We start from the raw sequence: 25,205 nt of genomic DNA, 5'->3' as shown, positions 1-25,205 counted from the left end.
GCCGCCCTCAGAGGAACTGGTGCCGCACGATCGTCTGCTCGCGGCCGGGGCCGACGCCGATCGCCGAGATCCGCGCCCCGGACAGCTCTTCCAGCCGTTCCACGTACGCCCGCGCGTTCGCGGGCAGGTCCTCGAAGGTGCGGCAGTCCGACAGGTCCTCCCACCAGCCGGGAAGCTCTTCGTAGACCGGGACCGCGTGGTGCACGTCGGTCTGCGTCATCGGCATGTCGTCGGTGCGCACGCCGTCGACCTCGTAGCCGACGCACACCGGCACCTTCTCCAGCCCGGAGAGAACGTCCAATTTGGTCAGGAAGTAGTCGGTGATGCCGTTGACCCGCACCGCGTAGCGCGCGATCACCGCGTCGAACCAGCCGGTGCGGCGGGACCGCCCGGTGGTCACGCCGAACTCGCCACCCGCCTTGCGCAGGTTCTCGCCCGACTCGTCGTGCAACTCGGTCGGGAACGGCCCGGAGCCCACGCGTGTGGTGTAGGCCTTGAGGATGCCGAGCACGGTGGTGATCCGGCCCGGCCCGATGCCGGACCCGGCGCTGGCGCCGCCCGAGGTCGGGTTCGACGAGGTGACGAACGGGTAGGTGCCGTGGTCGACGTCGAGCAGGGTGCCCTGCGAGCCCTCCAGCAGCACGGTCTCACCGCGTTCGAGCGCCTTGTTCAGCTCCAGGCGGGTGTCGGCGATCCGGTGCGCGAACTTCTCGCCCGCCGAGAGCACCTCGTCGGCCACCTGCTCGGGCTCGAGCGCCTTGCGGTTGTAGACCTTGACCAGCACCTGGTTCTTGAACTCCAGTGCCGCTTCGACCTTCTGGCGCAGGATCTTCTCGTCGAGCAGGTCCTGCACGCGGACGCCGACGCGGGCGATCTTGTCCTGGTAGCACGGCCCGATGCCGCGCCCGGTGGTGCCGATCTTCTTCGCGCCGAGGTAGCGCTCGGTGACCTTATCGATGGCCACGTGGTACGGCATGATCAAATGCGCGTCGGCGGAGAGGAGCAGCCGCGAGGTGTCCACCCCGCGGGCTTCGAGCCCGGCCAGCTCGTCGAGCAGCACCCCGGGATCGACCACCACGCCGTTGCCGATGACGTTGGTCACGCCGGGGGTGAGGATGCCGGACGGGATGAGGTGGAGCGCGAAGTCCTGGCCGTCCGGGAGCACCACGGTGTGCCCCGCGTTGTTGCCGCCCTGGTACCGCACGACCCATTGGACGCGGTCGCCGAGCAGGTCGGTGGCCTTTCCCTTGCCTTCGTCGCCCCATTGGGCACCGATGAGCACGATGGCCGGCATGTGACACTCCAGGATGTTTCGGCGACAAGGACTTGGCGCTGGTAAATGCCGGTGCATGACTGTAACGGAGGACCTGGGCGTGCGTGGAGTGGTGCTGGTTTGCGGGCCCGGCGCGCCGGATTTCCCGGCCGTCGACGGCCTCCGGACGGAGGTACTGGGGGCCCGTCCCGGCAAGGCCGAAGTGGACCCGCTGCTGGCCGGGGCCGAGCACCTGGTGGTCGCCGGCACCGACGCCGACCTGGCCGCGATCGTGTTGCGGCTACTGCGAAAGGACCGGCTCGGTGACACCACGATCGGGTTCGTCCCGCTCGGTGGCGGGTCCGAGTTCGCGGGCCTGTGGTCGCTGCCGGACGACCCCGCGCAGGCCTTCCGGCTGGCCGTCCGCGGGGACGTCGACCCGGTGCCGCTGATCCGCGACGACGCGGGCGGGGTGCTACTCGGGCGCGGTGAGGTCGGGCCGGTCCAGGGCGTCGGTTACTGCGACGACCAGGTCACCCTGCGTGGCCGCGCGCGCTCGATCGTGGTCACGCCGGACACCGAGGGCGGCGCGGGGCTCGTCGTCCAGGTGACCAGGGGCGTGCTGTTCCGCCGCCCGGCCACCTTCTACGGCCGGGCCTTCCAGCTCGGCTGCATCCCGGCGATCCCGGTGTCCGACGGGGTGCCGTACCCGCGCGAGATGAAGCGCTGGACCTGGTACCGGCACACCGAGGACCTGCGGCTGGTGCGCGGCCTGGCCTGAGCCACCAGACGAAAGCACCTACTGTTCACTTCGCAGCGTTGCTAGCTTCACCCATGTGAGTCAAGGTCAGAAAGTTCCCAACAGCTGATCGAGAGGTGACCTGGTGACCCTGCACCGCCGCACCGCCCGCACCGCACTGACCACGCTCGGAGTCTCCGCCCTGCTCGTCGCGGGCCTGCCGGGGATCGCCTCCGCCGAACCGCCGAACATCCCGGACGCGGGCACCGCGCAGACCCAGCTCGGCGAGCTGACCGTGCAGCCGGACGGTTCGCAGGACGGGTACGACCGCGACAAGTTCCCGCACTGGAGCGACCAGGGCGACAACTGCAACACCCGCGAGGCGGTGCTCAAGCGCGACGGCACCGACGTGGAGGTCGGCACCGACTGCGCGGCCACCTCGGGCAGCTGGTTCAGCCCGTACGACGACGCCACCTGGACGCAGCCGTCCGATGTGGACATCGACCACGTGGTGCCGCTGGCCGCCGCCTGGCGCACCGGCGCGGCGAGCTGGACCGACGACAAGCGCGAGCAGTACGCCAACGACCTCGACGCGCCGCAACTGATCGCCGTCACCGACAACGTCAACCAGGAGAAGGGCGACAAGTCGCCGGACGCCTGGAAGCCGCCGTCGACCGGCTACTGGTGCACCTACGCGCGGATGTGGATCGGCGTGAAGCACAAGTGGGAGCTGACCGTGAGCGACGCCGAGAAGACCGCGCTCACCGACATGCTCGGACGCTGCTAACGCAACCGGGCGATGATCTCCGGGGCGTGCCCCTGCAACCGCAGGACGCCGCCCACGGTGAACTCGGTGAGCAGGTCGATCAGCGCCTCCGGATCGGGCGCCGACTCGTCCCAGCTCAGCCCGACCAGCGCCTCGGTCATGGCGAAGTACATGGCCACCAGCGCCTTGTCGGTGCGTCCCGATTCGACCCCCTGCGCGGCCCACCGGGCCCGGCTCGCCTCGGCGTAGATCGTGGCGAGCCGGGCCCGCACGCGGTCCATCGCCGGATCGCCGGCGCGTTCGGCCTGCTGCAACAGGGGTAGCGCGTCCGGGTGCTCGGCGACGAAGGCGAACATCGCCGCGTAGTTCGCCCGCGCCCACACCCGCAGCTTCGGCTCGGAGGCGTCCAGCGCGGGCTTGCCGACCTTGGCGTGCACCAGTTCCTCGGTGGCCTTGACCGCCTCGGCGAAGAGTTCCTTCTTGCCGCCGTAGGTCTCGTAGACGGCCTGCCGGGTGAGCCCGGCGGCACTGGCGATCTGCTCGACGGTGGCCGCGTGGAGCCCGCTCTCGGCGAACACCCGCCTGGCCGCACCCAGGATCAGCGCGCGCTGCTCGTCGACCGGCAGCTTGCGCGGCCTGCCCACTCGTCTTGACATGTGCGCCACCTCACCTGACGATATTTCCGACACTGTCGTCGGAAAAGCCGCGCAGCTCAACGGGGAGCCACCTTGCGCCGATCACTCAGCCGGGCGTTCGCCACGGCCCTGTCCGCCCTCACGCTCACGGGCCTGGTGTCGTTCGCCGCGGCACCGGCGAACGCGGAATCCTTCTACGATCCGCCTTCCCCGCTGCCCGCGGGCGACAACGGCGACATCATCAAGCACGAACCCGCCGAGTTCTTCATCGACCCGGTGAAGCTGATCCGCGCGCCGGCGAAGGTGCGGCGGATCATGTACCGCAGCCGCGACACGCACGGCGAGCCGATCGCGGTGACCGGCACCGTGCTCACCCCGGACCAGGCGTGGACCGGCGGCGGTGACCGGCCGATCATCGGCTACGCGGCGGGCACGCAGGGCGTCGGCGACAACTGCGCGCCGTCGCGGGCGATGGCCGCGGGCATGGAGTACGAGGGGCCGTTCATCTCGGGCCTGCTGCTGCGCGGGTACGCGGTGGTGGTGACCGACTACGAAGGCCTTGGCACACCGGGGATGCACACCTACGCGAACCGCGAATCGCAGGCGCACACCGTGCTCGACTCGATCCGCGCGGCACAGCGGCTCGACGCGGCGAACCTGCCCGACGCCGGTCCGGTCGCGATCGCCGGTTACTCGCAGGGCGGCGGCGCTTCCGCGGCGGCGGCCGAACTCCAGCCCGCCTACGCGCCGGAACTGAAGCTCAAGGGCGCGTACGCGGGTGCGGTCCCGGCCGACCTGGCGGACGTGGCGAAGAACCTCGACGGTGCCTACGCGGCCGGGTTCCTCGGGTACGCGCTGCTGAGCATGGACGCGGCCTACCCGGAGCTGAACATCCGCGGCGTGCTCAACGACAAGGGCAACAAGATGCTCGACCAGGTGTCGACGCAGTGCACCATCGAGGCGATCGCGGCGCACGCGTTCACCAAGTCGACCGGGCTGACCAAGGACGGCCGGCCGCTGACCGCGTACCTGGGCGAGGAGCCGTACCGGTCGCGGCTGGCCGAGCAGCGGATCGGGGAGCGGAAGCCCGCGGTGCCGACGCTGGTGGTGCACAGCGCGCTCGACGACATCGTGCCGTACGGGCAGGGGCGCGACATGGCGCGCGAGTGGTGTGAACAGGGCGCGAAGGTGCAGTTCAGCAGCTCACTGGTGCCGACGCACGTGGGCGGCGCGATCCGCGCCTTCCCGGAGGCGTTCCTGTGGCTGGAAGGCCGCTTCGCCGGCAAACCGGCCCCGAGCAACTGCGGCTGGTTCTAACCCCGGGGCATTGCTATGAGTGGGGCATTACTTGCGTTGATTGCAAGTAATGCCCCACTCATAGCATTCAGGCGAGGCCGGTGGCTTCGGCGGCGGCCGGGTCGGAGTCGGCGATGAACTTGCGGCACCGCTCGTACTCCTCGGTCTCCCCGATGCGCTGCGCCGACTTGCCCAGCACGGCGAGCGCGCGCAGGAAGCCCTGGTTCGGCCGGTGCGCCCACGGCACCGGGCCGAAGCCCTTCCAGCCCGCGCGGCGGAGCTGGTCGAGGCCGCGGTGGTAACCGGTGCGCGCGTACGCGTAGGCGGCCACGGTCTCACCGCTCTCGAAGGCCTTCTCGGCGAGCGAGGCCCACGCCTCGCTGAAGTCCGGGTGCTCGGCGGCGACCTCGGCGGGGTCGGTGCCGGCGTCCAGCGCGGCCTGCGCGGCCGTGCGCTCCGGCAGTTCGGTCGGGTCGGGTCCCAGCAGGTTGTGCGTCATGCGGCCATTCTGCTCGCTACAGGAACAGGCTCGTCACGATCCCACCCGCACCCAGCACGAGCGCGGCGACCAGCACGGCGGCGACCATACGTTTCGGCATCATCGCCGCCACCATGCCGTCGCCACCCGCCGGAAGGCAAACCCGGAACCCTTACGGGTGAACCCTGGTTTCCGCGCCGATTACCCGCCCGCTCTATCGACCGTGACCTTGACCAGGGATGATGACCTTGTGACGAAGGCAGTGAGTGCGTCTGGGGAAGCCGAGCCCGACGTCATCCCGAAGAGTCCGATCGCGAAGACGAAGCTGTTCTTCCGCCTGTACTGGAAGCGCGGCGCGCCCGGGCAGCCGACCGCGCCGTGGGCGCTGAACTTCGCCTACGGCATGTGGCTGATCGCGTTCGCGTTCAAGCTGATCGGCTCGTCGTGGGACATGTCGTGGCACTTCATGTGGCTGCGCGACGACCTGGCCCCGCCGCACCTGATCAACACCGTCGGCACCGGCATCGTGGTGGTGCTGGTGGCCATCCACAGCTACACCGGCCTCGGCTGCGACAAGCGCTCGCTGCGGTTGATGCAGGCGGGCACCGTGGTGTTCCTCATCGCCGGGCCGCTGGACGTGCTCAACCACCGGGTCAACGGCCTGGACCTGACCGCGTGGAGCCCGTCGCACCTGCTGCTCTACATCGGCACCGGCATCATGCTGGCCGGCGCGATCGACGGCTGGCTGAAGACCGCGCCCCCGGGGCGGATGCGCTCGGCCGTGCTGACCGGGCTGTGGATCTTCTTCCTGGAGAACACGTTCTTCCCGAACGGCCAGCAGGAGTACGGCATCCTGGAGCTGCGCTCATGGGACCGCGGTGAGCCGTACGCCGAGCCGACGCTGCTGGAGTTCGCCGCCGAGCAGATGGGCCGCCCGGTCGACCGCGACGCGGTGATCCACTTCGCGATGCCGATCGAGGAGTGGGTGTACCCGGTGTGGGGCATCGGCGTGATGGCGCTGATCCTGGCGATGGCGCGGCACACCGTGCGGAACCCCTGGACCGCGACGACGGTGGCCGTGGCGTACGTGGCCTACCGGGCGGTGATCTGGCCGCTGCTGCTGGGCGCCGGTTTCCCGACCTCGACGGTCCCGTTCTACCTGATCTTCGTCGGCCTGGCGGTGGACCTGACCTTCCGCATCGGCCGGGGGCACCGCCTGCTCACCGCGGGCGTCGGCGGCCTCCTGGTGACGGCCTTCGGCTACGGCGCGCTGTGGCTGCAGTCGCAAGTGCGCCCCCTCTTCGTCGGCGAAGACGCCATCACCGAATCGGCCCCTCCGGTCGACTACTACACGGTGCCGTTCGTGCTGGTAGGCGTCGCCCTGCTGTGGGCCGCCGCGGGCCCGATCGCCCGCCGCCTGAACACCCCGCGGAAACCACCGGCCCCCCTCCCAGACGCCGTGGTCTGACCAAACGGTGAGCCGGGGCCGCCAACACGGCGAAGGCCCCGATGTCAAGGCATCTTTCCCGCCTTGACATCGGGGCCTTCGCCGTAGTCACCCTGAAAAACCGGGGTGGGCCCCCGAAAAACTACTTCAACTTCTGCCCAGCCGACTTCAGCGACTCAGCGGCCTCCACCACGCGCTTCGCCATCGCGCCCTCGGCCACCTTCAGGTAGCTCCGCGGGTCGTACACCTTCTTGTTGCCGACCTCGCCGTCGATCTTCAGCACGCCGTCGTAGTTCTTGAAGAAGTGGTCCGCGATCGGCCGCGAGAAGGCGTACTGCGTGTCGGTGTCGACGTTCATCTTCACCACGCCGTACGACAGCGCCTCGTGGATCTCCTCCAGCAGCGAGCCAGAGCCACCGTGGAACACCAGCTCGAACGGCTTCGACCCGGCCGCGAGGCCCAGCTTGTCCGCCGCCACCGCCTGGCCGTTCTTGAGCACCTCCGGGCGCAGCTTCACGTTGCCCGGCTTGTACACGCCGTGCACGTTGCCGAAGGTCGCGGCCAGCAGGTAGCGGCCCTTCTCCCCGGCACCGAGCGCGTCGATCGTCTTCACGAAGTCGCCGTCGGCGGTGTACAGCTTGTCGTTGATGTCGTTGGCGACCCCGTCCTCCTCACCGCCGACCACGCCGATCTCCACCTCGAGAATGATCTTGGCGGCCGCGGTCTTGGCCAGCAGCTCCGCCGCGATCTCCAGGTTCTCGTCGAGGTCGATCGCCGAGCCGTCCCACATGTGGGACTGGAACAGCGGGTTCTCCCCGCGCTTGACCCGCTCCGCGGAGATGTCGATCAGCGGGCGGACGAAGCCGTCCAGCTTGTCCTTCGGGCAGTGGTCGGTGTGCAGCGCGACGTTGACGTCGTACTTGTCCGCCACCACGTGCGCGAACTCGGCCAGCGCGGTCGCCCCGACCACCATGTCCTTGACCTTCTGCCCCGAGGCGAACTCCGACCCACCGGTGGAGAACTGGATGATCCCGTCGCTCTCCGCCTCGGCGAAGCCGCGGATGGCCGCGTTCAGGGTTTCCGAAGAGGTCACGTTGATGGCGGGATAAGCGAACTCGTTCGCCTTGGCCCGGTCCAGCATTTCCGCGTAGACCTCGGGGGTGGCGATGGGCATCGTTGGTCCTCCTCGAAGCAGGGTTCGCCGTTCAACCGCATCTTACGAGCCACCGGAGAGACCCCGACCGGCTAGCCTGATCAGGCGAAAAGGGGGTGCGCGATGCGCGTTTTCGGGGCCTGGCGCGACTGGCCGTCCGCAGCGGCCGCGCTGGCCGGAGAACTGCCCGCCGAGACCGTCGAAGTACTGGGCAGGGCCTACGAATTCGCCGCCGCGCACCACGGCGACCAAACCCGCCCGGCCGGTGAGCCGTACTCGTGGCACCTGCTGGAAGCGCTGGAGATCGCCGTCGACGCCGGGGCGCGCGACCGGGACGTGCTGGTCGCCGCCCTGCTGCACGACGTGGTCGAGGACACCCCGTGCGGCCTGGGCGAGGTCCGCGACGAGTTCGGCGCGAAGGCGGCCGAACTCGTCGACTGGGTGACCAAGTCGGGTTCGCGCGAGAGCTACCTGAGCCGGTTCGTCACCGCGCCCGAAGAGGTGCTGACGATCAAGCTCGCCGACCGCTACAGCAACGTGCAGCGGCTGCACACCCACCCGCGACCGGCCAAGCAAGCCAGCTACTACGCCGAAACCGCGCGGATCTTCCTGCCACTCGCCGACCGGCTCCCGTACTTCCGGGACCGGTTCGCCGAGTGGCAGGAGAACTACGCCTACTTGGCCAAGTAGGCCAGCGCTTCGAGCGCGGGCACCGGGTCGTCGCCGAGCGGCTGGATCGCCACGTGGTCGGCACCGGCGTCGAGGTGCGCGGTCAGCCCGGCCGCGATGTGTTCCGCGTCACCGTGCAGCGCGAGCGCGTCGATCAGCCGGTCGCTGCCCTCACCGGCGACGTCCTCGTCGGTGAAGCCGAGGCGCTTCAGGTTGCTCGTGTAGTTGCGCAGCTGGAGGTACATCTTGACCATCTCGCGGCCGGTGGCGCGGCCCCGCGCGTCGTCGGTGTCCAGCACCACCTTGTGCTCGGCGACCAGCAGCTTGTCCTTGCCGAGCAGTTCACGGGCCTGCCGGGTGTGCTCCGGCGTGGTCAGGTACGGCAGCGCGCCCAGCGTCCGCTCGCCGGAGAGCTTGAGCACCTTCGGGCCGAGCGCGGCCAGCGCCCGCGCCTCCACCGGCACGCCGCCGGCGTCGAGCTGGTCCAGGTATTCGACGATCTTGTCGTACGGCTTCTGGTAGATCTGCGTGGCCTCCGGGTGCCCGACCCCGACACCGAGCAGGAACCGGCCGGGGTACTTCTGCTCGATGCGCTGGTACGAGCGCGCCACCTCGGCGGCGTCGGCGGACCACATGTTCACGATGCTGGTGGCCACCACCAGCGCGCTGGTCGCTTCGAGCAGCTGCTCGACGATCTCCAGCTCGGCGGGCGGTGAGCCGCCGATCCACCAGGTGCCGTAGCCGAGTTCCTCCGCCTTCGCGGCCAGCTCCGGGGTGGAGGTCCACAGCGGCCGCCAGACGCCGATCTTGCCGAGTTCGAATGCCATGCCGGTGCCAACCCGCACGGTGACCGGTTCATTCCGAGCCGTTGCTACCGACCAGTAGCCTACTCGCGGTAAGTTGAGGTACGGTCCCGGAGGAGAACTCGACGAGGAGGCACCATGGCACGCAAGGTCAGCGGAAAGGTCGTGCTCATCACGGGTGCGGCGCGGGGCATGGGCGCCGGGCTCGCGGAGCGGCTGGCCGCGCGGGGCGCCAAGGTGGCACTGGTCGGCCTCGAAGCCGAGGAGCAGGCGAAGGTGGCCGAGCGCATCGGCACCGCGGCCCGGTCCTGGGAGGCCGACGTGACCAGCTGGGAGGCGCTCGAACGCGTCACCGGCGAGGTGGTCGAGCACTTCGGCGGCATCGACGTGGTGATCGCCAACGCGGGCATCGCGTCCACCGGGTTCGTCCGCTCGGTCGACCCGGTCGCCTTCGAGAAGGTGATCGAGGTGGACCTGCTCGGCGTCTGGCGCACGTTCCGGGTGACCCTGCCGCACGTCATCGAGCGCAAGGGCTACCTGCTGGCCATCTCCTCGCTGGCCGCGATCACGCACGCGCCCGGCATGGCCAACTACGCCGCGGCCAAGGCGGGCGTCGAAGCGTTCTCGAACAGCCTGCGCGCCGAAGTCGCCCACCTCGGCGTGAAGGTCGGTGTCGCGCACCCGACCTGGATTCGCACGGACCTGGTGGAAAGCGCCGACGCGCACCCGGTGTTCGGCAAGCTGCGGGCGGGCATGCCCGGACTGATCGGCAAGACCTACCCGCTGTCCACCGCACTGGACTGCCTGGAGGCGGGCATCCTGCGCCGCGGCCGGACGATCCACGTGCCGCGCTGGGTCGGCGCGCTCAAGCTGATCCGGGCCTTCCTGCCGCCGATCATCGAACTCGGCTCGCGCTCACGGGTGCCGTCGGCGGACAAGCTGGCACTGGAGGACATCGCGAAGCGCGGCGCGCGGGAAGCCTCCGTGACCGGTCACGGAGGCCGCGCCGCGACACGCGCCTGACCACTGGCCGGTGAGCGCCCGGGCTCACCGGCCGCGTGCCTAGGCCGACGGCAGCCAGGCGCCGATCTTCGGGTCGAACCCGCGCACCGTCCGCTCGGCGACCGCGCCTTCGAGGAAGTACGGGTCCTGGTCGATGATCTTCTGCAGGGCCTCTTCGTCCTCGGCCTGGTAGAGGGTGATCCCGCCGGTGCCGTCGGTCAGCGGCCCGCCGAGCGCCACCACGCCCTTCTCGGCCAGGTCCGCCAAGAAGGCCCGGTGCGCCGGCCGCACCTCGCCGTACTTCTCCTGGACGTAGCGGATTTCGACGAGGAACCAGGCCATGACGCCTCCGGATGCGGTATCTGAGGGTTCGGACAGTGGCGCCGCCTGGCCAACCCGATACGCTTTGCGTGCGTGTTGCCGGTGTGAGCAGGCGAGCGCAGGAAACGGTAACCGACCCGGCGATCATTCCCGGGTACGGGCGGAGACCAGCACGGGACGGGCGGACCATGCACGAGGCGAGCGCTGAGCAGAGCGTGGAGCGCACGCTCGGGCACCTGCGCGCGGTCGACGGACCGGCGGCCCCGCCGCCCCCCGCCGCGCCGCTGACCCTGGAGGACCTCTACCGCACCCACCGGATGCGCCTGGTGCGGCTGGCCATCCTGCTGGTCGACGAACCGGCCACCGCCGAGGACGTGGTGCAGGAGGCGTTCACCGGGCTGCACCGCAACTGGGGCCGCCTCCGGGATGCCGCCGCCGCTGTTGGTTATTTGCGAACCGCCGTGGTCAACGGCTCGCGCAGCGTGCTGCGCCGGCGGAAGACCGCCCGCGAGTACGTGCCGCCGCACGCGGTCAACGCGCGGTCCGCGGAGAGCCTGGCGATGCTGTCCACCGAGCACCAGGCGGTGGTGAACGCGCTGTCCAAGCTGCCGCCGAGGCAGCGCGAGGTGCTGGTGCTCCGTTACTATGGCGGATTGTCCGAAGCGGAGATCTCCGAGGCCGCCGGCATCTCCAAGGGCACCGTGAAGTCGACCGCGAGCCGGGCACTGGAGGCCCTGCAGCGGGCGATGCAATCCCCCAACTAGCCCTGGAAGAGCGTCCTCGAACGGCGTATCTCCGCACATGGTTGGCGGGTTGTGACCCATCAGCTGGTTTAGACCAATATGCTGGAGCGCGTGACGGGTGCCGAAATCGATTTCGTGATCACCGGGGGCCGGCTGGCCACACCGGACGAGGAGACCAACGACGCCACCTGGCTGGCCGTGTCGGGCGGCTCGATCAGCGCGGTCGGCGCCGGCACGCCGCCGGCGGGGAGACACCTCGACGTGGGTGGCGCGCTGGTCGTCCCCGGGTTCGTCGACACGCACTGCCACGGCGGTGGTGGTGGATCATTTTCCAGCGGCCAGCCGGAACAGCTGCTGCGCGCGGTCCAGGCGCACCGCAGGCACGGCACCACCACCCTGCTGGCGAGCCTGGTCTCGGAGACCGTGCCGGAGCTGGCCCGCCAGGTGGGCGCGCTCGCCGAGCTGGTCACCGACGGCGAGCTGGCCGGGGTGCACCTGGAGGGGCCGTTCATCTCGAAGGCCCGCTGCGGGGCGCACGATCCGGGCGCACTGCTCGAACCGGACACCGCCACGGTGACCAAACTGCTGCGCGAGGGCAAGGACGCGATCCGGATGATCACGCTCGCGCCCGAACTGCACGGCGGGGTCAAGGCGATCCGCCAGCTCACCGAGGGCGGGGTGATCGCCGCGATCGGGCACACCGACGGGGTCGAGGAGCAGATCCGGCCGGCCATCGACGCCGGGGCCACCGTGGCCACGCACCTGTTCAACGGGATGCGCCCGCTGCACCACCGCGAACCCGGCCCGATCGGCACCCTGCTGGACGACGAGCGGGTGACTGTGGAGCTGATCTGCGACCTGGTGCACGTCCACCCGACCATGCTGCGGCTGGCCGCCCGGCACGCCGGGCCGGAGCGGACGGTGCTGGTCACCGACGCCATGTCGGCCACCGACGCGGCCGACGGCAGCTACCGGCTCGGGCGGCTGGAGGTCGACGTCACCGGCGGGGTGGCCACGCTGGCCGAGAACGGCTCGCTGGCCGGGAGCACGCTCACCATGGACGCCGCCTTCCGCAACCTGGTCACCGGTGCCGGGCTGTCGGTGGCCGAAGCGGTGCACGCCACCTCGACGCGACCGGCGGAACTGCTGGGCATCGAGAAGGAGACCGGGTCGCTGCGGCCGGGCCTGGCCGCGGACCTGGTGGTGCTCGACGACCAGCTGCGGCCGTCGCGGGTGCTGCGCCGGGGCCAGTGGATTCCCGACGCCGGGTGACCCCGATACCCTTTCCGCGTGAGTGAGCCGGAAGACCCCGAGCGCCTGCTGGCCGAGGCACTGCGGGCGCAGGCCGTGCGGGCACCCCAGCCACCCCAGCCACCCCAGCCCGCCCAGCCGGTCCGCCAGCCGGAACCGGCCACACCGGCCGCGCCGGTCGAGGAGCCGCCGACCACGCACCTGGCCAAGCCCGCCTTCCCGGCGCCCGCCGGGTACGGGCTGCTGTCCGGCGCGGACGCCGGTTCGCTGGAACGCGAGCGCGCGGCACTGGAGCCCGCGCCGGCGTCCCAGCCGTCGCCGGATCCCGTCGCGGTCACGCGCCAGGCGAGCGCACCGGCTCCGGTGGCCGCGCGCTGGGTGCTGTTGCTCGCGCTCCTGCTCGGCCTGGCGGCGGGCGCCGTCGCGGGCCTGCTCACGTTGCTTTAGCGACACACCGAAGAGTGCGCAACGTCACCCCTGTACCGTGTTCCGGCGTGAGCGCAGCGCAGAACATCGACCAGATGAGCCTTATGCCCGACTGGCTCAACCCCGAGGTCCTGCTGTCGGGGCTCGGCCCAGTCGCACTCGGTGTGCTGTGCCTGATCATCTTCGCCGAGAGCAGCATCTTCCCGGTGCTGCCGGGTGACTCCCTGCTGTTCACCGCGGGGCTGCTGATCGCCAACGACTCCCTCGACCTGCCGCTGTGGCTGGCCTGCGTCTGCGCCACCGCGGCCGCGCTGATCGGCAACGTGGTCGGCTTCGGCATCGGCTGGAAGGTCGGCCCCGCGCTGTTCAAGAAGAACTCGAAGTTCTTCAAGCAGGAGTACGTCGACCAGACGCACGGCTTCCTGGAGAAGCACGGCCCGAAGGCGGTCGTGCTGGCGCGGTTCGTGCCGTTCGTGCGGACCTTCATCACCTGGATCGCCGGCATCGGCCGGATGGACCCGAAGAAGTACTTCACCTACACCGTGCTCGGCGGCATCCTGTGGGCCGCCGGCCTGATCGTGCTGGGCTCGCTGCTCGGCGAGATCCCGTTGATCAAGAACAACGTGGACGCGATCTTCATCCTGATCGTGCTGATCTCGGTGCTGCCGATCGTGTTCGAGTACCTGAAGGCCCGCCGCGAGAAGAAGCGCACCCCTGCGGCCCCGGCCGAGCCGGAGCCGCAGCAGCCGTAGGCGCTCAGAGGGCGAACATCGACCCCGGGTTGAACAGGTTCTCCGGGTCCAGCGCGCGCTTGATCTCGCGGTGGACCCGCAGGCCGACCGGGCCGATCTCCCGCTCCAGCCACTCCCGCTTGATCTTGCCGACGCCGTGCTCGCCGGTGACCGTGCCGCCCAGCGACATGCCGACCTCGAGGATCGCGTCGAACGCCTTCTGCGCCCGCGCGAACTCGTCCTCGGAATCCGGTGAGTAGACGATCGTCGGGTGCATGTTGCCGTCGCCGGCGTGGCCGACCACGGCGATCCGCAGCCCGACCTCCTCGCTGATCCGCTGGCACCCGGCGATCAGCTCGGCGATCCGGGTCCGCGGCACGCAGACGTCGTCGGTCAGCCAGACGCCGTAGGTCTCCAGCGCGGTCAGCACCACCCGCCGCGCCTGCAGCAGCATGTTGCCCTCGGCGAGGTCGTCGGTCGCGTAGGTCATGTCGGACCCGCAGTCCAGGCAGATCTGCTCCAGCGCGGCCAGCTCCCGCCGGGCCACCTCGCCGCCGGAGTCCGACTGGCACAGCAGCAGCGCCTGGCAGTCGGAACCGGCCCCGATGTCGGTGCGCAGGTAGGTCTCGGCCGCCTTGATCGAGGTGGCGTCCATGATCTCCATCAGCGAGGGCACCAGCCCCTCGCGCACCACCCTGGCCACCGCCTCGCCGGCGGCCGCGGTGCTGGTGAACCCGGCGACCAGCGTGGCGGGCGCCTGCGGCAGCGGCTTCAGCGCCACCGTGGCCTGGGTGATCACGCCGAGCGTGCCCTCGCTGCCGACGAACAGCCTGGCCAGGTCGTAGCCCGCCACGCCCTTGACCGTGCGGCGCCCGGTCTTCAGCAGCGACCCGTCGGCCAGCACCACTTCCAGGCCCAGCACGGAATCCGTGGTGACGCCGTACTTCACGCAGCACAGGCCACCGGCGTTCGTGGACAGGTTGCCGCCGATCGTGCACCAGTCGTAGCTGGACGGGTCCGGCGGGTAGAACAGCCCGTGCTTCTCCACCGCGTTGCGGAAGTCGAGGTTGACCACACCGGGCTGCACCACGGCGAGCCGGTTGCCCGCGTCCACCTCGACGATCTGGTCGAGCTTGGTCAGCACCAGCACCACGCAGCCGTCGATCGCGTTGGCCGCGCCGGACAGCCCGCTGCCCGCGCCCCTCGGCACGATCGGCACCTTGGCCTCGGCGCAGGCGCGGACCACGGCCTGCACCTGTTCGACGTCGGCGGGCAGCACCACCGCGAGCGGGGTGCCGACCGGCGCGAGGGGCATCATGTCGCGCGAGTAGGCGGCCGTGACGTCGGTGTCGGTCAGCACGGCGTCCTTGCCGAGCGCGTCCCGCAGCCTGGTCACCAAAGCGTCGTTGCTCATCACCCCAAGGTATGCCCTTCCCCCCAATGGAAGAAGTCGTCGGAAAATTTCGCGGCGGAATGTATCTGCGCGTCCGGCTGCTGCGTCATATGGGGCAACGATCACTTGTACCGCCGGGGACGCCCCGGTGCGGGTGGTCGCCAGCCAGGGTCGGGGGAGGTGTCCGACAGCCGAGGGGGCCGCCGGACACCTTCGACCCTGGAACCCGATAGCCCTGAGGAGGAGGTGCAGTGCTCGCACGGAGCGGGGAGTCCCGGAACACCGGGCCGGTGTGGCCGGAAACGGCCCGAAGGGGGTCATCGGACCGACCGGGACAGGGACCGTCGAGCAGTGCGCGGGGGAACAGGGCCACCCGGGAAGGGGGCAGGCGGCCGCGGGGGCGGGGCCGCCTGGGATGGGTGGGGTTCGCCGGCCGGCGCCGGACTTGGTCGACTAGACCAACGCCGCCAGGCGCCGGCCGGCACCCACTCCGGCCATCCCGGAGTGGACGAGCACACCGCGAGGTGTGCTCTTTTCCGTGTTCAGGTAATACGCTCCTACTACGCCAAGTAAGTGACAAATGTATCCAGTGCTAGCCCATGTGCTCTCTAGTCCCGATGGTCCCGCGATACTGCGAGCGCCAACTTGAGGAGCAGCGGACACCCGTTGGGGGGTCGATGCAGTGACCGAAGTGCGAACCGCGGAGGCGGATCCGCCGTGGGAGGGCCTCCAGGGCACCGATCTGTACGCGGCCTGCATGCAGGCGGCCAGGGCGGGTGACCGCGTGGCCATGGATCGGCTCGTCGCCGAACTCACCCCGCTGGTCTGGCACGTGGCCAGAGCCAACGGCCTGGACCGGCACACCGCCGAGGACGTGGTCCAGACGGTGTGGCTGGCCCTGTTCAGCCATCTCGACCAGCTGCACGAACCGCGGGCGCTGGCCGGCTGGCTGATCACCACCGCGCGGCGGGAGGCGCAGCGGCCCTACGGCCGCAAGACGCCGCCCGTCCCACTGACCGAGGAGATGGCCGAGCGGGTGGAGAGCACCCAACCGGCACCGGAGGCCGAGGCCGTGCGCACCGACCGGGACAGCCGGATGTGGCGGGCGTTCCTCAACCTGCCGCAGAACTGCCAGGACCTCCTCCGGCTGACCGTCCTGGCGGGCCGCGCCGAATACCACTCGGTAGCCGAGGCACTGCGGATACCGCGTGGCAGCATCGGACCGACCAGGCGACGCTGCCTGACCCGGTTGCGCACATTGTTCGAGGCCGAAGGGGGCAGCCAATGAACGGAATCGAGGAGTTCGGGGGGAGCGCGAATCCCGAGGACGAGGCGCTGCTCGCCGACCTGGACCGGCTGATGGACCAGCTCGATCCGCCGCCGAGCGACCTGGTCGAGCGCGTCCAGTTCGCCATCGCGCTGGAGAGCCTGGACGTGGAGGTGGCCCGCTGGGTGCACGCGAACGCGTTGGAAGGCGTGCGCGGCGGCAGCGACGAGGGCACCATCACCTTCACCGTCAGCGATCTGACCGTGATGATCAACCTGACCAAGATAGGCAAGCACCACCGGATCGACGGCTGGCTGGTGCCGGCCGGCGAGCACGGGGTGGAGGTGCGCGTCGCCGAGCACGGCACCACCTCCACCACCGCCGACGAGGGCGGCCGGTTCGTCCTGGACGACGTGCCGCGCGGCACCACGCAGATCGTGGTCTACGTCGGCACGGAGACGTCCCGGCGGACCGTGGTCACCCCGACCGTCGTGCTCTGACCCGTCTTGTCAGGCCCCGCGATGCAGTGAATGTGGCTTTCACAGCGCCTGGCGCTGCGAAAGCCACATTCACTGCGCCTGGGACGCGCCCGCGGGGTGACTAGGACGTGTCCTGGGGATCTTCATCGGAGGTGGAGGACGATGCAGGCGAGGATGATCTCTGCGCGGTGGTAGGCGGCTCGTTTCGCGAATCTGGTGGCCAGGTCGCGGAATTGTTTGAGGCGGTTGAAGCAGCGCTCGACCACGTTGCGGAGCTTGTAGAGGTCGGGGTCGAAGGCCGGTGGCCTGCCACCGGCCGAGCCTCGTGCCTTGCGGCGGGCGATCTGGTCGGCGCGCTCGGGAATAGTGGCCTTGATCCTGCGCTTCCGTAGCGCCGTGCGGGTGCTCGGGTGGGTGTAGGCCTTGTCTGCCAGGACCCGCCCCACCCGGACCTTCTGCCCATCCACCTCAATGTCGTGGATCTCCTCCAGCAGCGGCAGCAGCTGTGGGTTGTCTCCGGCCTGACCGGGCGTGAGGATCACTGCCAGCGGCAAACCCGCGCCGTCGACGGCCAGGTGGAGCTTGGTCGTCAGTCCTCACCGGGAACGCCCGAGGCATTCCCCGTCGATCGCGAGGTCGTCGATCCAGCCCGCGCAGCCCCCTTTTTCCGGGCGCCCGCCGCGTGCTGATGGGCCCGGACACTCGTGGAATCGACGCTGATCACGAACTCGACGTTGTCCTCGAGTGTCCCGAGGGAGTCGTCCTTGACGATCACGTGTTCCAGGATCCGGTCCCAGGTCCCGTCCGCGGTCCACTTCCGCAACCGTTCATGCGCGGTCTTCCACGGCCCATACCGCTCCGGAAGATCACGCCACGGCGCACCCGTGCGCTCATGCCACAGAATCGCGTTGATCACCTGCCGATGACTACGCCACCGACCACCCCGCCGACCTGTCTCCGCAGGCAACAACGGCGCAATCACCGCCCACGCCTTATCCGTCAGCTCACCACGACCCACCACAATCCATCATCTGCACACGATCATGGAAAAGATCCGCAGGACACGCCCTAGGCAGCCACCTCCGCGGTTTCGCGTCGGCGGCGCAGCAGCACCATCGCCTGCACCGCGGTGTAAGCCAGCAGCAACGTGCCCAGCACGGCCGTCACGTGCAGCCCGCTCACGAAGGCCTCGCGCGCGGTGTGCAGCAGGTCCCCGTCGAGCGTCGCGGCGGCGCCGCCGAGGGTTTCGCGGGCGGCTTCGCCCGCGCTCTCCGGCACCCCGGCGCGGTAGACGGCGGTGGCCACGCTGCCGATCACCGCGGTGCCCAGCGCCCCGCCGAGCTCGAAGCCGGTCTCCGAAATCGCCGACGCGGCCCCCGCGCGCTCCGGCGGCGCGGCGGTGATGATCAGGTCGTTCGTCAGCGTCTCCGACAACGCCACCCCGATGCTGACCAGCACGAACCCGATCACCAGCGCGGCCAGCCCGGAGTCGACGCCGATGCCGAGCAGCAGCGCGAACCCACCGGCCGCGATCAGCAGGCCGGTCCCGATCAGCGTGGACACCGGGATCCGGCGCGCCAGCCGCGCGGCGAGCAGCGCGCCGGCCACGCCGGCCACCGTGGTCGGCAGCAACCACAGCGCGGCCACCATCGGCCGCAGCCCGAGCACCAGCTGCAGGTACTGCGGCACCAGGAAGAGCAGCCCGGTCAGCGAGAACACGCCGAGCAGGTTGGTCACCACCGAGGTGCTGAACGCGCGGTTCCGGAACAACCCCAGGTCGAGCATCGGATCGGTGAGCACCTGCTGGCGCCGCACGAACAACACGCCGATCCCGGCACCGGCCAGCACGCTCACCACGGCCACCAGGTCGAAGCCGTGCTCGGCGAACAGCTTGATGCCGTAGACGACCGGCAGCATGGTGGCCAGCGACAGCACCGCCGACAGCGGGTCGAAGCGGCCGGGGTTCGGGTCGCGCGCCTCCGGCAGCAGCAGCGGACCGGCGACCAGCAGCACCAGCATCACCGGCACGTTGATCAGGAACACCGAGCCCCACCAGAAGTGCTCCAGCAGCCAGCCGCCGAGCACCGGGCCGAGCGCCATCCCGCCGGAGAAGCCGGCGCTCCACACCGCGATCGCCACACGCCGCTGCGTCGGGTCCACGAAGATGCCGCGGATCAGCGACAACGTCGACGGCATCAGCGTCGCCCCGCCGACCCCGAGCAGCGCGCGGGCCGCGATCAGCAGCCACGGGCTGGTCGCGAAGGCCGCGAGCACCGAGGCCGCGCCGAACGCGACGGCCCCGGCCAGCAGCAGTTTCCGGCGGCCGATCCGGTCGCCGAGCGTGCCCATCAGCACCAGCAACCCGGCGAGCATGAACGAGTAGATGTCCACGATCCACAGCTGCTCGGTGCCGGTGGGCGCGAGGTCCTCGCTGAGGTAGGGCAGCGCGAACCCCAGCACGGTCATGTCCACGCTGATCAACAACACCGGCAGCACCAGTACGGCCAATGCCGCCCACTCCCGGCGACCCGCCTTGACCACGATCTCTCCCCTGATTACTGAACAGTCCAGACGGTACAGTTTCCGCCCGATTCGAAAGTAAACCGTCCAGACGGTACAGTCAACTCGTGCCCCGGCCATCCGCCCGCGAAATCGTGCTCGACGCCTACGTCGACATCCTCATCGAGCACGGCCCCGGCTCGGTCACCCTGGACGCCGTCGCAGCCAAGGCGAAGGTCTCCAAGGGCGGCCTGCTCTACCACTTCGGCTCGAAGGAAGCCCTGCTCACGGGCCTGTTGGACCGCGTGTGGCGGCTCAGCTTCGCCGACGTCGAGCACGCACGGACCGCACCCGGCGGCCCGGTCCGCTACTTCCTCACCTCGTCGGTGACCGACGCCTCAATGGACAAGCCAGCCCACCGGGCCTCGATGGCCGCCCTGCGCCAGGTCGGCGCGGACGAGCGCGTCGCGCAGACCATCCGCAACTGCGGCCAGCTCTGGCGGAACCTGCTCGCCGAGCACATCGAGGACCCGCTGACCGCGGAGATGGTCGGCGCCCTCGGGGACGGCCTCTACCTGCGCGCCACCATGGGCGAGGAGACCGAGACGCTGGCCAACCAGATCGACGAGGTCCTCCGGCGCCTCGGCGCCTGATCCCGCCACCCGATCGAGGGTGGCCTCAGCCACAACCAGGTAAATCGAGTTGCGCCCGCCCGCGGTCCGGGCACATGCTTGCCAGAGGCAACTAGTTGCAGAGATCAAACAAGTCATAGCGGACATACCCCACGAAAGACCCGGTCATGGCACCTCTTCACGGCGATCCACCCTCGGCCAGCGACGCCGAGCTCGACGTCGCCGACCAGCTCGGCTTCCAGCTCGTCCGCTTCATGCGGCTGGTCAACCGCGCCAAGGCGCAGGTCGCCAAGCAGGGACCGGACGGCATCGAACGGGCCGCCTACGCGATCCTGTTCACCCTGATCCACGAGGGCCCGCAGCGCACCAGCAAGCTCGCCGAATCGCTCCACTCGGAGATCTCCACGATCAGCAGGCAGAGCAGTTCGCTGGTGCAGCACGGCCTGGTGGAACGCACCGCCGATCCCGAGGACGGCCGCGCCTGCCTGCTCGCGCCGACCGCCGAGGGCCAGCGGGTCTTCGAGGAGAACCGCAAGTCGCGCAACCAGTGGATCGCCGCACTGCTCGCGGACTGGCCGGAGGAGGACCGGCACACGCTGATGCGCCTGCTCGACCGGCTCAACGTCGGCATCGAGCACCAGCAGCAGCAGGTCCAGCAGCAGCACGCCGAAGAACACGCACAGCCCAAGGGGGGCACCAGATGACCCGCGCCGCGAACCCGGTGCAACCACCACAGCACGCCGCGAAGGAACCGGAACGCCTGTCCCACCGGCAGATCGTCACCATCCTGATCGGCCTGATGTCCGGCATGTTCCTGGCCGCGCTGGACCAGACCATCGTCGGCACCTCGATCGTGCGGATCGCCAACGACCTGCACGGCTTCGACCTCCAGGCGTGGATCACCACCGCCTACCTGATCACCTCGACGATCGTCACGCCGATCTACGGCAAGCTGTCCGACATCTACGGGCGGCGGCCGTTCTACCTGGCCGCGATCTCCATCTTCGTGATCGGCTCGGTGGCCGCCACCTTCGCCGACTCGATGTACCAGCTCGCCGCGTTCCGGGCCATCCAGGGCCTCGGCGCCGGCGGCCTGATGTCGCTGGCGATGACCATCATCGGCGACATCGTGCCGCCCCGGGAACGCGCCCGCTACCAGGGCTTCTTCCTCGCCGTGTTCGGTGTGTCCACGGTGCTCGGCCCGGTGCTCGGCGGCTTCTTCGCCGACATCGACTCGATCGCCGGCATCACCGGCTGGCGCTGGGTGTTCCTGATCAACGTGCCGATCGGCCTGGCCGCCTTCCTGGTGGTGGCCAAGGTGCTCAACGTGCCGCACGAGCGCCACGACCACCGGATCGACTGGTGGGGCGGGCTGGCGCTGGTGGTGGCCGTGGTGCCGCTGCTGATCATCGCCGAGCAGGGCAACAAGTGGGGCTGGGGCTCCACCGAGGCGATCGCCTGCTACGTCATCGGCGGCGTGGGCATCCTGCTGTTCCTGTTCGTGGAACGGCTGATGAAGGACGAGGCGCTGATCCCGCTGCGCCTGTTCCGCAACGGCACCTTCTCGGTGGCCATCGCGGGCAGCTTCATCGTCGGCATCGGCATGTTCGGCGCGATCATGATGATCCCGCAGTACATGCAGGTGGTGCAGGGCTACTCGCCGACCGAGTCCGGGCTGCTGATGTTGCCGCTGATGGTCGGCATCATGGCCGCCTCGGTGATCTCCGGGCAGATCACCAGCCGCACCGGCCGGTACAAGATCTTCCCGGTGATCGGCACGCTGATCATCACCGCCGGCTCGGTGTTCTTCGCGCAGGTCGAGTACGACAGCGCGCTGTGGCACCCGCTGGTCGCGGCCGGCATCATCGGCCTCGGCCTCGGTAGCTGCATGCAGACGCTGGTGATCGCGGTGCAGAACGCCGGACCGCGCAGCGACATGGGCGTGTCCACCGCGACCGCCACCTTCTTCCGCCAGATCGGTGGCACCGCGGGGGTCGCGGTGTTCCTGACCATCCTGTTCAACACCCTGGCCGACAACATCGCCAAGGCCTTCGGCGGCGCGCTGCCGCCGGAAGCCGGGGCGCAGCTGGGCAACTTCCAGGCCGACACCTCCGGCATCGCGAACCTGCCGGACGCGCTGAAGATCCCGGTGCTGACCGGGTTCACCGAGTCGATCACCACGGTGTTCTGGTGCGCGGCGGCGGTGACCCTGGTGGCCTTCGTCGTGCTGCTGTTCATGCGGGAGATCCCGCTGGCCGGTGGCGCGCCCTCGGCCGCGGCTTCGGTGCTGGAAGGCGGCGAGGCGCTGATGGAGGAGGAGCCGGAGAAGAAGGCGACCGCGGTGTCGTCCACCAAGACCGACACCTGGGACGAGGTCGACCAGGCGCTGCGCGAGCCCGAACTGGTGGGCGCGCACGCCCGGCCGGAGGAGAACGGACACGCGAGGATGCAGGGCATGACCCAGCCGATCACCACCGCCGCGGTCAGCGGTCACCTCGACGTCGGGCAGCCGATCACCGGATACGTCCGGCGGCAGGACGGCAGCCCGGTGGTCCGGGCCGCGCTGACGCTGATCGACCAGAGCGGCCGCCAGGTCTCGCGCGCCACCGGCGGTGGCGACGGCGAGTACACCATCGTCACCCCGGGACCGGGCACCTACGTGCTGATCGTCTCGGCCGCCGGGCACGAGCCGCAGGCGTCGAGCGTGGTCGTCGGGGACGGCCCGGCCAAGCTGGACCTCACGCTCGCCGGTTCGGGCGAGGTCGGCGGGATGGTGACCGCGGCGGGCTCCGGTGAGCCGCTGCGCGGGGTCACCGTGACGCTGACCGACGAACGCGGTGAGGTCGCCGGGGCCTCGGCCACCGACGAAGAGGGCCGGTACGCCTTCCACGGCATCGGCGCGGGCAACTACACGCTGGTCGCCAGCGGGGAGCACCTGCGCCCGCTCGCGGTCACGCTGGCCGTGCCGGACTGCGGTGTGCTGCGGCACGACGTGAAGCTCAGCGGCGCGGTGGTGCTGTCCGGGACCGCGCTGAACGAGGCGGACCAGCCGGTGCCGGACGCGCGGATCACCGTGCTCGACGACCAGGGCAACGTGGCGGCCGTGTCGCGGACCAACGACTCGGGCAACTACGTGATCAGCGATCTTCCCGAAGGCGCCTATACCGTCGTGGCCAGCGGGTACCCTCCGGCCACCAGCCGGGTCGAGCTCGCGGGCGGCGGTGATTCCACCCACGACGTCCGGCTCGGCTACGACCAGGTGATCGACGAGCTGACGAACGGACGGGCATGAGCACAGCGGGACTGCGCGCGCAGGTCAGCGGGGCCGCGGGCTGGGCCGTGGCGCACGCCGTGCTGACCGTGACCGACCTGACCGGCAAGCAGGTGGCCAGGGTGGAGGCCGACCAGCTGGGCGTGGTGAACACCGCGCCGCTGGCCCCCGGCGTCTACACCGCGGTGCTCACGGCGGCCGGGTTCGCCCCGGTCGCCCGCACCGCGCGGGTCGGCGCGGACGGCTCCGGCTCGCTCGGCGAGATCGTTCTCGAGTCCGACGCGGAGGCGGTCGAACTGCCGCCCGCCGGGCCGTGGGTGATCGACCCGGCGCATTCGACGGTCGTGGCCACCGCCCGCCACCTCGGCATCGCCAGCATCAAGGCGCGGTTCAGCGAGCTGTCCGGGCGGATCACCGTGGCCCGGCCCGCCGAGCGGTCGTCGGTGCAGGCCGAGATCAAGGCGGCCGCCATCGACACCGGCATCACCATGCGCGACGACCACCTCCGCTCCAGCGACTTCCTCGACGTGGAGCGGTACCCGGTGATCGAGTTCGCCAGCACCGGGCTGCGCCAGCACGGGCCGGTGAACTGGACCCTGCACGGCGTGCTCACGCTGCACGGGCAGCAGCGGGAGGTCGAGCTGGACCTGCGCTACGGCGGCTGCGAGGCCGATCCGTGGGGCGGGGTGCGGGCGGCCTTCCACGCCGAGACGCAGCTGCGGCGCGGTGACTACGCCATCAACTACAACGCGATGGTGCGCGCCGGGGTGGCGGCGATCGGCACGGTGGTCAAGGTGGAGCTGGACATCCAGGCGATGCAGGGCGAGGCCCTTCCCCAGCTGTGACCACGGAAGCCGGGCCGGTCCGGGATTCCCGACGTAGGCTGCCGGTGTGACGGAGGTACTGGCCGCGGGCACCGGGGTGAGCTGGCTGGACACGGCCGGTCCCACGCTGGTGTGGATCATCGTGCTGAGCTTCGTCTTCGTCGAGTGCGCGCTGATCGTCGGCCTGTTCCTGCCGGGTGACTCCCTGCTGTTCGGGGCCGGCGTGGTGCTCGCGCAGCACCACGCCGAGCTGAGCGCGTGGTTGCTGTCGCTGGCCGCGCTGGTCGTGGCGGTGGTCGGCAACCAGGTCGGGTACTACATCGGGAAGCACACGGGGACCAGGCTGATCGCCCGGCGCGGCGGCAAGGTGCTGAACCGGCACAACCTGGAGCGGGCGCGGGCGTTCCTCGATCGGCGGGGGTTCTTCGCCATCGTCGCGGCGCGGTGGATCCCGTGGGTGCGGACGCTGGCGCCGCTGATCGCCGGTGCCGCGCGCATGGACCCGAAGCGCTTCGCCCTGGCCACGGCGGCCGGTGGCCTGCTGTGGGTGCCGACGCTGGTGCTGCTGGGGTACTACGGGGCCGGGTTGCTGGACGTGCTGCCGTGGTTGAAGACGGCGGTGGTGTGGCTGAGCGTGGCGTTCTTCGTGCTGGGCACCGGCTGGGGCGTGTGGCGGTACCGGCAGGAGATGAAGAAGCCGGTGGACGACGGGTCAGCTGTCGGTGTCGGCCCAGACCTCGAGCTGGATCCCGTCCGGATCGCGGAAGACGACGACCTCGGACCCGGGCAGCGTGCGTGACTCCTTCGCGGAGCTGAAGGTCACCCCGTGCTCGGCGAGGCGCTTCTCCCAGTCCTTGAGTTCGTCCCTGGTGCCCACGCAGAAGGCAACGTGGTCCAGCCCGGTGCGACGCTCGTCGAACCAGGGGCGCTCGGTGTCCGGGTGTTGTACGAGGACCACGGAGAACCCCTGGTCAGCGGACTTGAGCACAACCTTGCGCAACCCGCTCTCGGGATCCTCGCGCCGCGCGGCTTCCTCGAGCTCGAGAACCCGCACGTACCACGGCACACTCCGGTCCACGTCGGTGACCGTGAGGGCCAGGTGGTGCACGGACTTCAATCTCGGCATGG

The 25,205-nt window shown here is 70.2% G+C and carries 26 protein-coding genes and 1 pseudogene; 17 read left to right on the top strand and 10 right to left on the bottom strand.

Annotated elements, in window-relative coordinates:
* Positions 1–7: 7 nt before the first annotated feature.
* Positions 8–1,294 (bottom strand): adenylosuccinate synthase, encoded by a 1,287-nt coding sequence (locus JYK18_RS13175; RefSeq protein ID WP_206802353.1) that lies wholly within the window; start codon positions 1,292–1,294, stop codon positions 8–10.
* 55 nt (positions 1,295–1,349) lie between these two features.
* On the opposite strand from JYK18_RS13175, the gene JYK18_RS13170 reads away from it, so the two are divergent.
* Positions 1,350–2,033 (top strand): diacylglycerol kinase family protein, encoded by a 684-nt coding sequence (locus JYK18_RS13170; protein WP_242579087.1) that lies wholly within the window; start codon positions 1,350–1,352, stop codon positions 2,031–2,033.
* A 103-nt stretch (positions 2,034–2,136) separates the two neighbouring features.
* A complete protein-coding gene (locus JYK18_RS13165) occupies positions 2,137–2,778 on the top strand; it encodes an HNH endonuclease family protein (protein WP_206802352.1) in 642 nt (213 codons plus the stop codon).
* Here the strand turns inward: JYK18_RS13165 and JYK18_RS13160 are convergent.
* Positions 2,775–3,413 (bottom strand): TetR/AcrR family transcriptional regulator, encoded by a 639-nt coding sequence (locus JYK18_RS13160; protein ID WP_206802351.1) that lies wholly within the window; start codon positions 3,411–3,413, stop codon positions 2,775–2,777. The two genes, JYK18_RS13165 and JYK18_RS13160, sit on opposite strands and share 4 nt — an antisense overlap.
* A 108-nt stretch (positions 3,414–3,521) precedes the next feature.
* On the opposite strand from JYK18_RS13160, the gene JYK18_RS13155 reads away from it, so the two are divergent.
* The gene (locus JYK18_RS13155) at positions 3,522–4,709 is read left to right on the top strand and encodes a lipase family protein (protein WP_374195049.1); all 1,188 of its coding nucleotides are present in this window, start codon (positions 3,522–3,524) and stop codon (positions 4,707–4,709) included.
* Between the two features lie 67 nt (positions 4,710–4,776).
* Here JYK18_RS13155 and JYK18_RS13150 read toward each other — a convergent pair whose 3' ends face one another.
* The gene (locus JYK18_RS13150; RefSeq protein ID WP_206802349.1) at positions 4,777–5,187 is read right to left on the bottom strand and encodes a DUF3151 domain-containing protein; all 411 of its coding nucleotides are present in this window, start codon (positions 5,185–5,187) and stop codon (positions 4,777–4,779) included.
* Between the two features lie 229 nt (positions 5,188–5,416).
* On the opposite strand from JYK18_RS13150, the gene JYK18_RS13145 reads away from it, so the two are divergent.
* The gene (locus JYK18_RS13145; RefSeq protein WP_206802348.1) at positions 5,417–6,634 is read left to right on the top strand and encodes a hypothetical protein; all 1,218 of its coding nucleotides are present in this window, start codon (positions 5,417–5,419) and stop codon (positions 6,632–6,634) included.
* A gap of 121 nt (positions 6,635–6,755) precedes the next feature.
* Here the strand turns inward: JYK18_RS13145 and fbaA are convergent, their stop codons facing one another.
* Entirely contained in the window at positions 6,756–7,787 is a 1,032-nt protein-coding gene (gene fbaA / locus JYK18_RS13140) for a class II fructose-bisphosphate aldolase (RefSeq protein WP_206802347.1), read from the bottom strand.
* 102 nt (positions 7,788–7,889) lie between these two features.
* Here fbaA and JYK18_RS13135 point away from each other — a divergent pair, with 102 nt between their 5' ends.
* Complete coding sequence (locus tag JYK18_RS13135) at positions 7,890–8,456, top strand: HD domain-containing protein (RefSeq protein ID WP_206802346.1); 567 nt, start codon at positions 7,890–7,892, stop codon at positions 8,454–8,456.
* Here JYK18_RS13135 and JYK18_RS13130 read toward each other — a convergent pair.
* Complete coding sequence (locus JYK18_RS13130) at positions 8,441–9,262, bottom strand: LLM class F420-dependent oxidoreductase (protein WP_206802345.1); 822 nt, start codon at positions 9,260–9,262, stop codon at positions 8,441–8,443. The two genes, JYK18_RS13135 and JYK18_RS13130, sit on opposite strands and share 16 nt — an antisense overlap.
* Before the next feature lie 114 nt (positions 9,263–9,376).
* Between JYK18_RS13130 and JYK18_RS13125 the strand changes: the two genes are divergently transcribed.
* Positions 9,377–10,261 carry an SDR family oxidoreductase gene (locus tag JYK18_RS13125; protein WP_206802344.1) on the top strand — a complete coding sequence of 295 codons (885 nt, stop codon included), beginning with the start codon at positions 9,377–9,379 and terminating at the stop codon, positions 10,259–10,261.
* A gap of 39 nt (positions 10,262–10,300) precedes the next feature.
* Here JYK18_RS13125 and JYK18_RS13120 read toward each other — a convergent pair whose 3' ends face one another.
* On the bottom strand, positions 10,301–10,582 hold the full coding sequence (locus tag JYK18_RS13120; RefSeq protein ID WP_206802343.1) for a YciI family protein: 282 nt from the start codon (positions 10,580–10,582) through the stop codon (positions 10,301–10,303).
* 167 nt (positions 10,583–10,749) lie between these two features.
* Here JYK18_RS13120 and JYK18_RS13115 point away from each other — a divergent pair, with 167 nt between their 5' ends.
* The 4 genes from JYK18_RS13115 to JYK18_RS13100 all read left to right on the top strand — a co-directional run bounded on the left by JYK18_RS13115 (position 10,750) and on the right by JYK18_RS13100 (position 13,733).
* Positions 10,750–11,325 (top strand): SigE family RNA polymerase sigma factor, encoded by a 576-nt coding sequence (locus tag JYK18_RS13115; protein WP_113695495.1) that lies wholly within the window; start codon positions 10,750–10,752, stop codon positions 11,323–11,325.
* 114 nt (positions 11,326–11,439) lie between these two features.
* Positions 11,440–12,576, top strand: a complete 1,137-nt coding sequence (nagA, locus tag JYK18_RS13110) for an N-acetylglucosamine-6-phosphate deacetylase (RefSeq protein WP_206804204.1) — start codon at positions 11,440–11,442, stop codon at positions 12,574–12,576.
* An 18-nt stretch (positions 12,577–12,594) separates the two neighbouring features.
* Entirely contained in the window at positions 12,595–13,002 is a 408-nt protein-coding gene (locus tag JYK18_RS13105) for a hypothetical protein (RefSeq protein ID WP_206802342.1), read from the top strand.
* Between the two features lie 74 nt (positions 13,003–13,076).
* Entirely contained in the window at positions 13,077–13,733 is a 657-nt protein-coding gene (locus JYK18_RS13100) for a DedA family protein (RefSeq protein ID WP_206804203.1), read from the top strand.
* Positions 13,734–13,737: 4 nt separating this feature from the next.
* On the opposite strand, the gene JYK18_RS13095 is transcribed toward JYK18_RS13100, so the two are convergent.
* A complete protein-coding gene (locus JYK18_RS13095) occupies positions 13,738–15,126 on the bottom strand; it encodes an FAD-binding oxidoreductase (RefSeq protein ID WP_206802341.1) in 1,389 nt (462 codons plus the stop codon).
* 661 nt (positions 15,127–15,787) lie between these two features.
* On the opposite strand from JYK18_RS13095, the gene JYK18_RS13090 reads away from it, so the two are divergent.
* Both JYK18_RS13090 and JYK18_RS13085 read left to right on the top strand, forming a co-directional pair.
* The gene (locus JYK18_RS13090) at positions 15,788–16,393 is read left to right on the top strand and encodes an RNA polymerase sigma factor (protein WP_153036418.1); all 606 of its coding nucleotides are present in this window, start codon (positions 15,788–15,790) and stop codon (positions 16,391–16,393) included.
* Entirely contained in the window at positions 16,390–16,872 is a 483-nt protein-coding gene (locus JYK18_RS13085; protein WP_206802340.1) for a carboxypeptidase regulatory-like domain-containing protein, read from the top strand. Before JYK18_RS13090 ends, JYK18_RS13085 begins: the two co-directional genes overlap by 4 nt.
* Positions 16,873–16,994: 122 nt before the next feature.
* Here the strand turns inward: JYK18_RS13085 and JYK18_RS13080 are convergent.
* Both JYK18_RS13080 and JYK18_RS13075 read right to left on the bottom strand, forming a co-directional pair.
* Positions 16,995–17,872: pseudogene (locus JYK18_RS13080) on the bottom strand (IS5 family transposase).
* Between the two features lie 47 nt (positions 17,873–17,919).
* Positions 17,920–19,422 carry an MFS transporter gene (locus JYK18_RS13075; RefSeq protein ID WP_242580699.1) on the bottom strand — a complete coding sequence of 501 codons (1,503 nt, stop codon included), beginning with the start codon at positions 19,420–19,422 and terminating at the stop codon, positions 17,920–17,922.
* A gap of 56 nt (positions 19,423–19,478) precedes the next feature.
* Between JYK18_RS13075 and JYK18_RS13070 the strand changes: the two genes are divergently transcribed.
* From JYK18_RS13070 to JYK18_RS13050, 5 genes are all read left to right on the top strand, one after another.
* Positions 19,479–20,003 carry a TetR/AcrR family transcriptional regulator gene (locus tag JYK18_RS13070; protein ID WP_206802338.1) on the top strand — a complete coding sequence of 175 codons (525 nt, stop codon included), beginning with the start codon at positions 19,479–19,481 and terminating at the stop codon, positions 20,001–20,003.
* Positions 20,004–20,149: 146 nt separating this feature from the next.
* A complete protein-coding gene (locus tag JYK18_RS13065; RefSeq protein ID WP_206802337.1) occupies positions 20,150–20,686 on the top strand; it encodes a MarR family winged helix-turn-helix transcriptional regulator in 537 nt (178 codons plus the stop codon).
* The gene (locus tag JYK18_RS13060) at positions 20,683–23,274 is read left to right on the top strand and encodes an MFS transporter (RefSeq protein ID WP_206802336.1); all 2,592 of its coding nucleotides are present in this window, start codon (positions 20,683–20,685) and stop codon (positions 23,272–23,274) included. Before JYK18_RS13065 ends, JYK18_RS13060 begins: the two co-directional genes overlap by 4 nt.
* On the top strand, positions 23,271–24,098 hold the full coding sequence (locus JYK18_RS13055; RefSeq protein ID WP_206802335.1) for a YceI family protein: 828 nt from the start codon (positions 23,271–23,273) through the stop codon (positions 24,096–24,098). Before JYK18_RS13060 ends, JYK18_RS13055 begins: the two co-directional genes overlap by 4 nt.
* A 46-nt stretch (positions 24,099–24,144) precedes the next feature.
* The gene (locus tag JYK18_RS13050) at positions 24,145–24,876 is read left to right on the top strand and encodes a DedA family protein (RefSeq protein WP_206802334.1); all 732 of its coding nucleotides are present in this window, start codon (positions 24,145–24,147) and stop codon (positions 24,874–24,876) included.
* Here JYK18_RS13050 and JYK18_RS13045 read toward each other — a convergent pair.
* On the bottom strand, positions 24,790–25,203 hold the full coding sequence (locus JYK18_RS13045) for a VOC family protein (RefSeq protein ID WP_206802333.1): 414 nt from the start codon (positions 25,201–25,203) through the stop codon (positions 24,790–24,792). The genes JYK18_RS13050 and JYK18_RS13045 overlap by 87 nt on opposite strands.
* Between the last annotated feature and the right edge of the window lie 2 nt (positions 25,204–25,205).

Source organism: Amycolatopsis sp. 195334CR (genome assembly GCF_017309385.1).
Lineage (GTDB): Bacteria > Actinomycetota > Actinomycetes > Mycobacteriales > Pseudonocardiaceae > Amycolatopsis.
Note: the sequence above shows the minus strand (reverse complement) of the source record. Positions and strands in the feature narration are given on the sequence as shown.